The organism is Kitasatospora sp. NPDC058218, from assembly GCF_042882445.1.
Lineage (GTDB): Bacteria > Actinomycetota > Actinomycetes > Streptomycetales > Streptomycetaceae > Kitasatospora.
In genome coordinates this window covers 35,360-47,642 of sequence record NZ_JBHVWC010000059.1, presented here as the reverse complement: position 1 = coordinate 47,642, position 12,283 = coordinate 35,360, and the positions used below count along the sequence as shown (strand labels likewise).

The following is a 12,283-nucleotide window of genomic DNA, read 5'->3' as shown; positions in this document are numbered from 1 at the left end:
GGTTGAGTTCACCGAATGCTTCCGCTGGTTCGGTAGCGAAAGAATTGTTCTTGACGGACCGTCGGGTGGGTCTCATAGGATCCCGTCGTCCGGCTGATGGCCCGCGTGGGGGGAAATCGGCAGTTGTCGACCGAGAACGGGTCCCATGTCCAAAAGGCTTTCCCAAACAGGCATATTCCTGATATTCGCTCTGCTGTTCACGGCGCTGACCCCGTTGTCGGCTCGCGCCGCCGGCTCGGAAATATGGGTGCAGAACGGTTCCGACCGGGTGTTCTCCTCCAGCACCCGCCCGGCCGGGGCCCCGGGCGCGATCACCCTGTACGCCGCGCGGGGTGAGAACCAGGCGGCCCAGATCGCCGTTCGCTCGGGGGTCGCGGCCTCGACGGTGGTCGCCCCGGAGGAGCTGGTGGGCCCGGGTGGGGCGCGCATCCCGCTCCCGGCGATCACGGTGTCCCGCGAGTACGACCACCCGAATGTCGAGACCGGGTACCAGGGCACCGAAAAGGCCCCGGACAACGGGAACCGGTACTACGACGCGCTGGTCGAGAACGTGCCGTACACCGTACCGGCGAACGAGACGCAGCCGTACTACTACAGCGTCACCGTGCCGGCCGGCCAGGCACCCGGGACGTACACCGGCAACGCCGTCGTGTGGAGCGGTGCGGCGCGGCTGACCGTGCCGGTCACCGTCGTCGTGTACGACGTGACGATGCCGCCGGCCGACAAGTCCTCGTTCAAGATGGACAACTGGTTCAGCTCGGTCGGCTGGGACTACGGCTGGGCCCAGTCGGGCCTGCCCGCGCAGTACGGTGTGACGCCCTTCAGCGACAACTGGTGGCGGGTGATCGGCAATTTCGCCGCCGACCACGCCAAGCACCGCAACAACGTCATCCACACGGACTTCCAGGCCCTGCTGATTCCGGACACCACCGTCGACGCGGCCGGGACGTTCCACTTCGGGTGGGCCACCTTCGACCGCTTCGTGCAGACCTTCGTCGACGCCGGTGCGCTGCAGTACATCGCCACCCCGCACCTGATCGGCGAGCACGGGTTGACGAGGCTCCAGGCGGTGGACGGCAAGGTCACCAACGTCACCGTGCCGACCCGCACCACGGAGGCGAGCGACTACCTCGCCCTCGTGTTCGGCGCGTTGAAGACGCACCTGGACGGCAAGTGCCTCGATCCCGGCCCGGGTGCCTGCGCCCAGGGGCGGCGCTGGTCGGACGTCTTCTACATGAGCGCCGTCGACGAGCCGAACGATCCCGCGGCCGTCGAGAACGCCAACTGGGTCTACGGGCTGTTCCTCGACAAGTTCGGGAACGGGCTCACCAACGAGGCCCAGTGGAGCCACCAGCCGGGCGACCACGCCAAGCTGACCACGCTCACCCCGATGCTGGACGGCCAGAACTACGACCGGCACGTCGGCTACTACCAGGAACAGCGGATCGCCGGGAAGGACCTCTGGTTCTACCAGACCGGGGACCCGAAGGACGGCCACGTCAACCGCATGCTCAGCTACCCGCTCTCGGACGCGCGGCTGCTGCCGTGGGTGGCGGCGAGCGCCGGGGCCGACGGCTACCTGCACTGGGGCTGGAACATCTGGTCGCAGAACAACGGCCCCGAGTACACGCCGCTCGACACCTTCGACGGCTCGGCGAGCGGCTCCGCCATGCTGGTGCGCCCGAACCGCGCGACCTACGGCGTCTACGACAGCCTGCGCAGCGAGGCGCAGTTGCACGGTCTCCAGGACTACGAGCTGCTGCGGCAGCTCTCCGTCGGCAAGCCGGTGCTCGCGCGGGCGCTGGTGAACTCGCTGGTCGCCAACTCCTCCACCCACACCCGCTCCGGCGCCGACCTGGAACAGCGGCACAAGCAGATCCTGGACGCCCTGGTGGCGCCGGCCGGCGACGCGAGGTTCCCGTTCAAGGACGACTTCTCGGCCGGCGTCGAGTCGGACTGGAGCCAGGCCACGGGCAGCTGGGCCCGCACCGCGGACGGCGCCTACGAGCAGCGCGGCCTCGGCTGGGACGTGGTGTCGGCGGTGGCCGGGCGGGCGTACGGCGACGCCGCGGCCTCGGTCGACCTCACGATCACCGGCGTGAAGACGGAGGAGGGCGGTGACTCCAACTGGGCCGGCCTGACCCTGCGGAGCCAGACGCCGCTCGACCTCGACTCCGGCTACCTGGTCGGGGTCCGCAACGACGGCCGGGTGTTCCTCAACCGCAGCGGCAGCCTCCTGAAGGAGGCCGTGCTGCCGGGCTACACCCCGGGCGGGCCGGTCAACCTGCGCGTCGTCGCCCGGGGCAGCAGCCTGCGGGTGTACGCCGGCTCGACCGCGCAGCCGCTGATCGAGGTGACCGACACCGGGTACGCGGCGGGCGCCATCGGGCTCGCCACCGGTGGCGCGACCGCGCGCTTCGACAACGTGCGGATCAACCCCGGGGTGAACCTGGTGGAGGACGCCGCCGTCACGGTCTCCAGCAGCTACCAGGCGGACGGCTGGCACGCCCGGGCCGCCGTGGACGGCCGGCGCGGCTCGGACGCGGTCTCGAAGGGCTGGAGCAGCGCGAGCGGCCCGGCCGACCGCACCGAGTGGATCACCACCGACCTCGGTTCGGTGCGCCCGCTCTCCCGGATCGACCTGTTCCCGCGCTCGGACGGTGCCAACACCGGCCTCGGCTTCCCCGTCGACTTCACCGTCCAGGTGTCGGCGGACGGCGCCGCCTGGACGACCGTGGCATCGCGGACCGGCTACCCGAGGCCCGGTGCGGGAGCGCAGTCCTTCCCGTTCGCGAGCGTCGACGCCCGGTACGTCAAGGTCACCGGGACGAAGCTCGGCGCCGACCAGTTCGGCGACCGCTACCTGCAGCTCGCCGAGATCGAGGCGGGCGGCGGCAACCTCGCGCTCGGCCGGCCGGTGACGGCGTCCAGCTCGGTGGAGAACACCGCGGCGGGCTGGGTCCGCGCCGCCGCGACCGACGGGGTCGTGAACTCCGGCCTCGGCCACTCGATGGGGTGGAGCAGCCAGGCTGCCCCGGCCGCGACCGGGCCCGAGTGGGTCACCGTCGACCTCCAGGGGCCCAGCCTGATCCGCCGGGTCGACCTGACCGCCCGCACCGACGGCGCCAACACCGGTCTCGGCTTCCCCGTCGACTTCACGGTGCAGGTGTCCTCGGACGACGTGCACTGGACCACGGTGGTGGACCGCACCGGCCGGCCGCGCCCGGGCGCCGCACCGCAGGGGTTCGACTTCACCCCCGTGGTGGCCCGGTACGTGAAGGTCGCGGCCACCCGGCTGAGCGCCGACCAGTTCGGCGCGTACTACCTCCAGCTCGGTGAGATCGCGGTCGGCTGACGCCGAGGACTCCCGGTGGGCGGGCGGAGGACCGGTCGGTCCTCCGCCCGCCTCCGTTCCCGGTGGAGTCGGCCCGGGCCGGAACCACGGCGGCGCGTCGTACGTCGTTATCGGGGGTGATCGGCCGGGGGGACAGGCCGCCCGGCACGTTAGGCTGCCCTTTCGGGGAGCGGCCTGGTGCCGCCATCGGATCGACGTCGGGACCACCGGAGCGGGCGCTGCCCGTCCCACGAGCGGGTCTCGTTCTGCCACGGAGGTACGGCCTTGCACATCGACGCCTGGATCGAGAGCGTCCCACCGGGTGCGGTGTACGCCCTGGTCGCCCTGATCATCGGGCTGGAGTCCCTGGGCATCCCGCTGCCCGGCGAGATCGCGCTGGTGTCGGCGGCGCTGCTGTCCGCCCGCGGCGTGGTCAGCCCGGTCTGGGTGGCGGTCTGCGCGATCCTCGGGGCGATCATCGGCGACTCGATCGGCTACTCGATCGGGCGCAAGGGCGGCAAGCCGCTGTTCGAGAAGCTCGGGCGGAAGTTCCCCAGGCACTTCGGGCCGGACCACCTGGCCAGCGCCGAGCGCTCGTTCCAGAAGTGGGGCATGTGGGCGGTCTTCTTCGGCCGCTTCATCGCGCTGCTGCGGATCTTCGCCGGTCCGCTGGCGGGCGCGCTGAAGATGCCGTACTGGAAGTTCCTGATCGCCAACGTGCTCGGCGGCGTGGTCTGGGCCGGCGGCACCACCCTGCTCGTGTACCAGGTGGGCAAGGTGGCCGAGCAGTGGCTGTCGCGCTTCTCCTGGGTGGGTCTGCTGCTGGCCGCGGTCGGCGGCGCCTTCTCGGCCTGGCTGATGAAGCGCCGGGCCACCAAGGCCGCCGAGGCCCGCGAGGCCGAGGACGCGGCGGCCGCCGCCACCGAGCCCGCGGTGGGCGCCCCCGCGGTGGACTGACCTCCACCGGAGCGTTCCCGCGGAGCCGTCGTCCCGCCGGGGTAGCATCGGGCTACCCCGGCGGTGGCATGTAAAACAGCAGGTGGAGGGCGTTGTGGCGGAGCAGACGTGGGACGCGGTGGACGCGTACTTCTCCGAGCGCCTGGTCGGCCACGACCCGGTGCTGGAGGCCGCGGCGGCCGCCGCCGAAGCGGCGGGGCTGCCGCCCATCGCGGTCGCGCCCAACCAGGGCAAGCTGCTGCACCTGCTGGCCCTCACGCAGGGTGCGCGGCGCATCCTGGAGGTCGGCACGCTCGGCGGCTACAGCGCGATCTGGCTGGCCCGGGCGCTGCCCGCCGACGGCACCCTGATCACCCTGGAGATCGACCCGGCGCACGCCGCGGTCGCCCGGGCGAACCTCGCCCGCGCGGGCCTGGAGAAGGTCGCCGAGGTCCGGCTCGGCCGCGCCGCCGACTCGCTGGCCGCGCTGGTGGCCGACGGCGCCGAGCCGTTCGACCTGGTCTTCATCGACGCGGACAAGCCGAGCAACCCCGAGTACTTCGCCCGGGCGCTGGAGCTCACCGCGCCGGGCTCGCTGATCGTGGTCGACAACGTGGTGCGCGGCGGCGCCGTCGCCGACCCGGACAGCACCGACCCGGCGGTGGTCGCCACCCGCCGGCTGCACGACCTGATCGCCGCCGAGCCACGGGTGTCCGCGACCTCCGTGCAGACGGTCGGCAGCAAGGGCTACGACGGTTTCACCCTGGCCCGCGTGCAGCGCTGAGCGGTACAGCACGTCGGCGCCGGGCAGCTACGAGCAAGGAAGAAGAGAGAGCATGCGGATCGGACTGCTGGGCACCGGCCCCTGGGCGGAGCGGGTGCACGCGCCCGTACTGGCGGAGCACCCCGACTTCGAGTTCGCGGGCGTCTGGGGCCGCCGGCCCGAGGCGGCCGCCGCACTCGGCGAGGCGCACGGCGTGCCCGGCCACCAGGACCTCGACCGGCTGCTCGCCGAGGTGGACGCGGTCTCCATCGCGCTGCCGCCGACCGTCCAGGCGGACCTCGCGGTGCGCGCCGCCGAGGCCGGCTGCCACCTGCTGCTGGACAAGCCGGTCGCACTGACCGTCCCCGATGCCCGGCGCGTCCTCCAGGCCACCCAGGCGCACGACGTCGCCTCGGTGGTCTTCTTCACCGTCCGCTTCGGCGGCGACCAACTGCCGTGGATCGAGAAGCAGGCCGCCACTGGGGGCTGGTTCACCGGCCGCTCCGACTGGCTCGGCTCGGTCTTCGCCGCCGACAGCACCAGCCCGTACGCGGCCTCGCCCTGGCGGCAGGAGAAGGGCGCGCTCTGGGACGTCGGCCCGCACGCGCTCTCGGTCCTGCTCCCGGTGCTGGGCGACGCCGTCCAGGTGACGGCGGTGGCAGGCCCCCGGGACACCGTCCACCTCGTCCTGCGGCACGCCGGCGGCGCGTCCAGCACGCTCGCGCTGAGCCTGACCACCCCGCTCGCGGGCGGCGGCACGGGCATGGAGCTGCGCGGCGAGTCGGGCGTCGTCCACCTCCCCGAGCGCGGTGAGGGCCCGCTCGCCGCGCTCCACCGCGCCCTGGACGCCCTCCGCGACTCCGCCCGCACCGGCGAGCCCCACCCCTGCGGCGCGGCCTTCGGCCTGCGGGTGGTCGAGATCCTGGCCGCCGCGGAGCGCTCACTGGCCGCGGGCGGCCCGGTCGAACTCTGAGTACGCCCGTGGGCTGAGGCCTGTGGACAGCCTGATGGGACGCTACCCCGCGGCCTCCGGTCGGCGGTCGGCCGGGCGGGCCGGGGGGATGGGCGGGGCGGGGAAGTCGCGCGGGCCGGTCCACAGGGCGGGGACGGCGTCGCTGCGGCGGGCGAGTTCGTAGGCCAGGGCCTCGTAGTTGACGCGCCAGCCGTGGAAGTGGGGCCAGGCGTCGGCGGCGGCGCGTTCGCGGGGGAAGCCGGCGGCGGTGATCATCGCGACCGCCGCGTCGAACTCCGTGTAGCTGAGGCGGATCGGGCTCTCCGGCGTCGGGTCCGGGTCGAAGTCGACGCGCAGTGAGCCGCCGATGTCGCGCAGCGCGGTGAAGCCGGCGCGCAGGACGAGGCGGGCTTCGGGCGGGGCCGAGTGCGGGTTGATCGCCAGGTGGATGGCCGCGGCGTCCATGACGGCGATCAGGCCCACCACCCAGCTGCGGTTCGGCTGCGGGGAGCGGAAGGAGAGCAGTACGGGGTAGTTGGAGTGGCTCTCGCCGATGTCGGCGGCGAGCCGTTCCCAGTCGCGGTAGAGCTCGGGCAGTGCGGTCTCGGTGTCCACCAGGGACTGCCGGGCCAGCAGCTCCGGGCCCCAGGCGGGCTCGCCGGCCCGGGACTTCAGGAGCGTCACCTCCACCTCGCGGCGGTTGTAGGCGCTGTACAGGGTGGGCAGGTAGGCGATCTGCAGGGCGATCACCAGCGGGCCGCTGGCGGCGGCCATGAAGTCGATCACCGACAGGTGGAGCCGGTCCCCGCTGGCGAAGCCGAGGGTGAACAGGCTGGAGCCGGCCTCCCGGAAGGAGACCGCCCAGTCCAGTCGCGAGGTGCCGTGCAGCAGCAGGGTGTACGCGAGCAGCATGCTGCCGAGCCACACCCCGAGCATGCCGACCAGGATCAGCGGTGCCAGCCAGGTCTGCGCCCGGTCCTGCGCGCGGTAGGTGTCGAACGGCGCGGCCGACCACCGCAGCAGCGTCCGCAGGACCCGCCAGAGCCGGTGGACCAGCGACGAGTACAGCCCGCGCGGGACGACCAGCGTGCGCAGGACGCTGGCGACGGTCAGGAGCAGCAGCAGCACACCGGCCACGGTGTGGATCAACCTCATGGCGACATTGTGGCGGTACGGCGGCATTGACAGTGCACGGTCCTCGGTTGAATGCTAAGCAAGCGCTTAGTCAGGATCGCCGACCAGGAGAGTGAGCCCATGCCCGACACCCCCGCCGACCCACCCGGCCTGGACCTCTACCGGCTCCGCGCCCACCTGGACCGCGAGCTGCCCGGTGCCGTCCGGGGCGTGCTGCGGGCCGAGCTGATCGAGGGCGGCCGCTCCAACCTCACCTATGTGCTGACCGACGGCGCCTCCCGCTGGGTGCTGCGCCGCCCGCCGCTCGGGCACGTCCTGGCCACCGCCCACGACATGGGCCGCGAGCACCGGGTGATGACCGCCCTGCGGGGCACCGGCGTGCCCGTCCCCGCGACCCTGCTGCTCGACGTCGGCACGGACGTCCTCGGCGCGCCCTGGTACCTGATGGAGTACGTCCCCGGCACCGCGCACCGCGACGCCGGCCCGCTCGCCGCCCTCGGCGAGCGCCGCGTCCACGCGCTAGGCGGGCAGCTGGTCGACACCCTCGCCGACCTGCACCGGATCGACCCGGCCGCCGTCGGCCTCGCCGACTTCGGCCGCCCGGAGGGCTACCTGGAACGCCAGCTGCGCCGCTGGTCCACCCAGCTCGCCGCCTCCCGCAGCCGCGACCTGCCCGGCGTCGACCGGCTGCACGGGCTGCTCGCCGCCCGGCTGCCCGTCTCCCCGGCGCCCGCGCTCGTCCACGGCGACTACCGGCTGGACAACGTGCTCGTCGACGAGCACGACGCCATCACCGCCGTCCTGGACTGGGAGATGTCCACCCTCGGCGACCCGCTCACCGACGTCGGCCTGCTGGTGATGTACACCGAACTCGCCGGTGTCGGCGGCGGCATCATCCCCTCCGCCGCCACCGCCCCCGGCTTCCCCGCCGCCGGCGAACTCGTCGCCCGGTACGCCGAACTCACCGGGCGCGAGGCCGCCGACCTCGACTGGTACGTGGCCTTCGCCTCGTTCAAGCTCGCCGTCGTCGCCGAGGGCATCCACTTCCGCTTCCGGCAGGGCCGCACCCTCGGCGCCGGCTTCGAGCGGGCCGGCGAGATCGCACCCGTCCTCGCCGAACACGGCCTGACCACCCTCAAGGACCACTGATGGACTTCGCCTACGACGCCCGGACCGAAGAGCTCCGCGAGCGGCTGCTGGCCTTCATGGACGAGCACGTCCACCCGGCCGAACCCGTCCTGGACGCCCAGCTGGCCGACCCCGGCCGTGCCGCCTGGAGCGTCCCGCCGATCGTCGCCGAGCTCCAGGCCGAGGCCCGAAAGCAGGGCCTGTGGAACCTCTTCCTGACGGACCGGCAGGGCCTGCCGGGGGAGGGCGGCGCCGGCCTGACCAACCTGCAGTACGCGCCGCTCGCCGAGATCACCGGACGCAGCCCCCAGCTCGCGCCGCCCGCCCTCAACTGCGCCGCCCCGGACACCGGCAACATGGAGCTGCTCGCCCAGTTCGGCTCCGCCGAGCAGCGCGAGCGGTGGCTGCGGCCCCTGCTGAACGCCGAGATCCGCTCCGCCTTCGCGATGACCGAGCCCGACGTCGCGTCCTCGGACGCCACCAACATCGCCACCCGGATCGAGCGCGACGGCGACGAGTACGTCGTCACCGGCCGCAAGTGGTACATCACCGGGGCGATGAACCCGCAGTGCCGGATCTTCATCGTGATGGGCAAGACCGACCCCGACGCCGAACCGCACCGCCGGCAGAGCATGATCCTCGTCCCGCGCGACACCCCCGGGGTCACCGTCCGGCGGGGCATGAAGGTCTTCGGCTACGACGACGCCGACCACGGCGGCCACGCCGAGGTCCACTTCGACGGCGTCCGCGTCCCGGCCGGCCACCTGATCGGCACCGAGGGCTCCGGTTTCGCCATCGCCCAGGCCCGGCTCGGGCCCGGCCGGATCCACCACTGCATGCGGGCCATCGGCATCGCCGAGCGCGCCGTCGAGCTGATGTGCCGCCGGGCGCTGGACCGGGTGGCCTTCGGGCGCCCGCTCGCCGAGCAGGGCGTGGTGCAGGACTGGATCGCCGAATCCCGGGTCAGGATCGAGCAGTTGAGGCTGCTGGTGCTCAAGACCGCCTGGCTGATGGACACCGTCGGCAACCGCGGCGCGCACACCGAGATCCAGGCCATCAAGATCGCGACCCCGCGCACCGTCGAATGGATCCTCGACAAGGCCGTCCAGGCCCACGGCGCGGCCGGCGTCAGCCAGGACACCCCGCTCGCCCAGCTCTGGGCCGGCAACCGCACGCTGCGCCTGGCCGACGGACCGGACGAGGTGCACAAGCGCTCGTTGGCCCGGAACGAGCTCAAGCGCCACCGGTCGGGTGATCGCTAGGCCCCGTCCGGGTCCCCGCCCGGGCGTGTCATACCGGAGTAGTACGACCGCAGTTGGCTCCGCGGTATGACGTTCGTGCACCGCCCCGGCCCGTACGGTCACGGTACGGGCCGGCCGGTGGACGGCGGCGTAGACGGCGAGGAGCTGGGGGAGTCATGCGCAAGCGGGGACACGGTCAGGGCGTGCGGACGGGGATCGCCGCACTGCTGGCGGCCACGGCGGTGCTCGGTACGGCGGTCGTGCCGGCCGCGGCGGCGGCGGCCCCGGCCGTGGCGGAGCGCCGGGCGCAGGCCTGGCTGCCGCAGCCCACCGGGCCCTACCCGGTCGGCACCACCTCGTTGCACCTCACCGACACCGGGCGGCAGGACCCGTGGCGGCCTGGTCGGGACCGCGAGCTGATGATCAGCCTCTGGTACCCCACCGCCCGCCCCGCGGTCGGCGACGAGCGGGCCCGCTACATGGAGCCCGGGGCCGCCGAGCACTTCGGGAGCGCGGACGGCGCCGGCGTCTTCAACTACCGCACGCTGAGCGACCGGACGGACTGGTCGGCGGTCCGCACCCACGCCCGCCAGGACGCGCCCGCACTGCCGGGCGGCCGCCCGCGCCCGGTGGTGCTCTACTCGGCCGGGCTCGGCGACCCCCGTACCTGGGGCACCGGTCTGGTCGAGGACCTCGCCTCGCGCGGCTACGTGGTGGTCACCGTCGACCACACCTACGACGCGTCCGAGGTGGCCTTCCCGGACGGCAGTCTGGCCACGTCCGTCTTCCCGGCCATGCTCGGCACGCCCGACCTGGACATCGGCGCCCTGCTGCGCAAGGCCCTGCAGACCCGGGTCGACGACACCCGCTTCGTCCTGGACGAGCTCGGCGCGCTGCGCACCGACGGGCGGCTCCCGGCCGGCCTCGGGAGCTCGCTGGACCTGACCCGGATCGGCATGGCGGGGCACTCCGCCGGCGGTTTCACCGCCGTCCAGACCATGCACGACGACCCGCGCATCACCGCCGGCGTCAACCTGGACGGCCAGCTGCACTTCCCCGGGCCCACCGGCGAGGGCGTCTTCCTCAGCAGCGTCGCCGAGGACGGCCTGGACCGCCCGTTCCTGCTGATGGGCACCGGCAGCGCGGACTCCGGCGACTACCACCACCAGTCCGGTTGGGACGCCCTGTGGCAGCACAGCCGGGGCTGGCACGCCGACGTCACCCTGGCCGGCTCCCAGCACGGCTCGTACACCGACGCGCAGTCGCTGCTGCCGCAGCTCGCCCGGCAGGGCGCGGTGGCGGGCGACGTGCTGCGGGCGGACGTCGGCGACGTCCGCCCGGAGCGGGCCGTGCTCGCCACCCGGGCGTACGTCGCCTCGTTCTTCGACCGGTGGCTGCGCGGGCACGACGACCACCTGCTGGACGGTGCCTCGCCGCGCTTCCCGGAGATGGGGTTCGCCCGCTGACGGCCCGCTGACGGCCCGCCGTCGGTGGTCGGCGCGGCGAGGAGGGCGCGGGCGAGGATGGCCGGCTGATGTGCCGATACCAGCGCGGAGGGAAACGGGGTGTCACACGAATGTGTCGGAGCGGCGGAATTCGGACAGATGAAGGCTGAAATCAGATGTGGGCTTTGAAATGAAGGTTGGAATCAAATATTCCGGTTGAATCCATGGCAGTATGTGCGGCGTGAAGCGTGAAATGTCACATGGCTTCACTCATCCACACCTACGAACGGGAAGCATCCGATGAATCGGCTCCTCGCCATTCTGGCCGGCAGCACCCTCCTGACCGTCACCGGCGTCGCCCAGGCCTCCGCCCAGGCCTCCGACGAGGCCGCGTCCGCCGGTCTCACGAGGACCTGCGCCAGCAGCTACCGTGGCGTCGTGGTCAACGAACTCTGCGCCGATGTCTACGGCGACCAGGTCACGTTCACCGGAACGGCCACCCCGACCAGTTTCACGTGGACGCCGCGGGCCGTCTCGTTCCGCTTCACCGCCTCGGTGGTCGGCGGCCCCCAGCTCGGCGCCGAGAACCCGGCCCCCGTGGTCCAGCGCTTCACGACCGAGGTGGGCAGGATCTCCGCTGTCGCCCCGTGCGGTTCCACCGTCGAGGCCGCGTTCGAGGCCACCACGTGGGGCTGGCCGCCGTCGACCGCGACCCTCGTCGTGCCGGTGAACTGCTGATCCCCTCGGGCGGGGAAGGGCCTGCCCCCTCGGGCAGGGCTCGTCCGCCCGGCCCCGACCCGGCCTCCGGCCGCGCACACCGTGCGCGGCCGGAGGCCGGGCGTCGTCCCGCCGGCATCGGTCGAGGGTGGCGACGAGCAGGGCGGTGACGGGCAGGGCGGCGCTGTCGGCGAGGGTGGCGACGGGCGCAGGCACTACAGTCGGGGCGCGCCACCGGCTCGGGCGCGGGAGGTCGTCCCGCCGGTCCGTCGAGGCGGCGGGTCAGGCCGAGGCGGGACGGCTCAACCTGGCCAGCCGCACCAGGGCGAGCGGGGCGTGGGCGGCCTTGCGGGGGGAGGGGGAGATCCTCACCGTGGCGCGGGTCCGCTCCGGGGCGCCCGGCAACGCGGTGGGCGGGTTCAGCGAGTGGTGACGTGCACTCATGTCGTCGGAGCCTTCCTGGTCGGGGGCGCGGCGGCCGTTCTCGCCGGCAACTCCAGGGAACCGGTCCGGACCGGCCGGATCAATGCGGGGGACTACCTATCGGCGTGCGCGAATGCTGGGTGAAGCGTCCGTGAACGGACGAGTCCGGCCCGCGGGGGCCGCCCGTCCGCCCGCCCGCCGACGCGGTCG

General features: G+C 73.2%; 10 protein-coding genes. 8 read left to right on the top strand and 2 right to left on the bottom strand.

From position 1 onward, the window contains the following. Nucleotides 1-247: 247 nt before the first annotated feature. From ACFVYI_RS31715 to ACFVYI_RS31700, 4 genes are all read left to right on the top strand, one after another. Nucleotides 248-3,355 (top strand): discoidin domain-containing protein, encoded by a 3,108-nt coding sequence (locus tag ACFVYI_RS31715; protein WP_387891971.1) that lies wholly within the window; start codon nucleotides 248-250, stop codon nucleotides 3,353-3,355. 264 nt (nucleotides 3,356-3,619) lie between these two features. Further along, the gene (locus ACFVYI_RS31710) at nucleotides 3,620-4,291 is read left to right on the top strand and encodes a DedA family protein (protein ID WP_387891969.1); all 672 of its coding nucleotides are present in this window, start codon (nucleotides 3,620-3,622) and stop codon (nucleotides 4,289-4,291) included. A gap of 94 nt (nucleotides 4,292-4,385) precedes the next feature. Further along, nucleotides 4,386-5,054 carry an O-methyltransferase gene (locus ACFVYI_RS31705; RefSeq protein WP_387891967.1) on the top strand — a complete coding sequence of 223 codons (669 nt, stop codon included), beginning with the start codon at nucleotides 4,386-4,388 and terminating at the stop codon, nucleotides 5,052-5,054. Between the two features lie 52 nt (nucleotides 5,055-5,106). Then, complete coding sequence (locus tag ACFVYI_RS31700; protein ID WP_387891966.1) at nucleotides 5,107-6,006, top strand: Gfo/Idh/MocA family protein; 900 nt, start codon at nucleotides 5,107-5,109, stop codon at nucleotides 6,004-6,006. Nucleotides 6,007-6,048: 42 nt separating this feature from the next. On the opposite strand, the gene ACFVYI_RS31695 is transcribed toward ACFVYI_RS31700, so the two are convergent. Next, nucleotides 6,049-7,140 (bottom strand): hypothetical protein, encoded by a 1,092-nt coding sequence (locus ACFVYI_RS31695; protein WP_387891964.1) that lies wholly within the window; start codon nucleotides 7,138-7,140, stop codon nucleotides 6,049-6,051. A gap of 99 nt (nucleotides 7,141-7,239) precedes the next feature. Between ACFVYI_RS31695 and ACFVYI_RS31690 the strand changes: the two genes are divergently transcribed. From ACFVYI_RS31690 to ACFVYI_RS31675, 4 genes are all read left to right on the top strand, one after another. Continuing rightward, the gene (locus tag ACFVYI_RS31690) at nucleotides 7,240-8,268 is read left to right on the top strand and encodes a phosphotransferase family protein (protein ID WP_387891962.1); all 1,029 of its coding nucleotides are present in this window, start codon (nucleotides 7,240-7,242) and stop codon (nucleotides 8,266-8,268) included. Then, a complete protein-coding gene (locus ACFVYI_RS31685; RefSeq protein ID WP_387891960.1) occupies nucleotides 8,268-9,509 on the top strand; it encodes an acyl-CoA dehydrogenase family protein in 1,242 nt (413 codons plus the stop codon). Before ACFVYI_RS31690 ends, ACFVYI_RS31685 begins: the two co-directional genes overlap by 1 nt. A 155-nt stretch (nucleotides 9,510-9,664) precedes the next feature. After that, on the top strand, nucleotides 9,665-10,954 hold the full coding sequence (locus ACFVYI_RS31680) for an alpha/beta hydrolase family protein (RefSeq protein WP_387891958.1): 1,290 nt from the start codon (nucleotides 9,665-9,667) through the stop codon (nucleotides 10,952-10,954). A 279-nt stretch (nucleotides 10,955-11,233) separates the two neighbouring features. Beyond that, a complete protein-coding gene (locus tag ACFVYI_RS31675) occupies nucleotides 11,234-11,671 on the top strand; it encodes a hypothetical protein (RefSeq protein WP_387891956.1) in 438 nt (145 codons plus the stop codon). A gap of 261 nt (nucleotides 11,672-11,932) precedes the next feature. On the opposite strand, the gene ACFVYI_RS31670 is transcribed toward ACFVYI_RS31675, so the two are convergent. Continuing rightward, a complete protein-coding gene (locus ACFVYI_RS31670) occupies nucleotides 11,933-12,094 on the bottom strand; it encodes a hypothetical protein (RefSeq protein ID WP_387891954.1) in 162 nt (53 codons plus the stop codon). Nucleotides 12,095-12,283 lie beyond the last annotated feature (189 nt).

Bases quoted from the DNA above. Each gene is read 5' to 3' on its own strand.
- ACFVYI_RS31700 (WP_387891966.1), top strand. From the start codon at position 5,107: ATGCGGATCGGACTGCTGGGCACCGGCCCCTGGGCGGAGCGGGTGCAC.
- ACFVYI_RS31695 (WP_387891964.1), bottom strand. From the start codon at position 7,140: ATGAGGTTGATCCACACCGTGGCCGGTGTGCTGCTGCTGCTCCTGACC.
- ACFVYI_RS31690 (WP_387891962.1), top strand. From the start codon at position 7,240: ATGCCCGACACCCCCGCCGACCCACCCGGCCTGGACCTCTACCGGCTC.
- ACFVYI_RS31685 (WP_387891960.1), top strand. From the start codon at position 8,268: ATGGACTTCGCCTACGACGCCCGGACCGAAGAGCTCCGCGAGCGGCTG.
- ACFVYI_RS31680 (WP_387891958.1), top strand. From the start codon at position 9,665: ATGCGCAAGCGGGGACACGGTCAGGGCGTGCGGACGGGGATCGCCGCA.
- ACFVYI_RS31675 (WP_387891956.1), top strand. From the start codon at position 11,234: ATGAATCGGCTCCTCGCCATTCTGGCCGGCAGCACCCTCCTGACCGTC.
- ACFVYI_RS31670 (WP_387891954.1), bottom strand. From the start codon at position 12,094: ATGAGTGCACGTCACCACTCGCTGAACCCGCCCACCGCGTTGCCGGGC.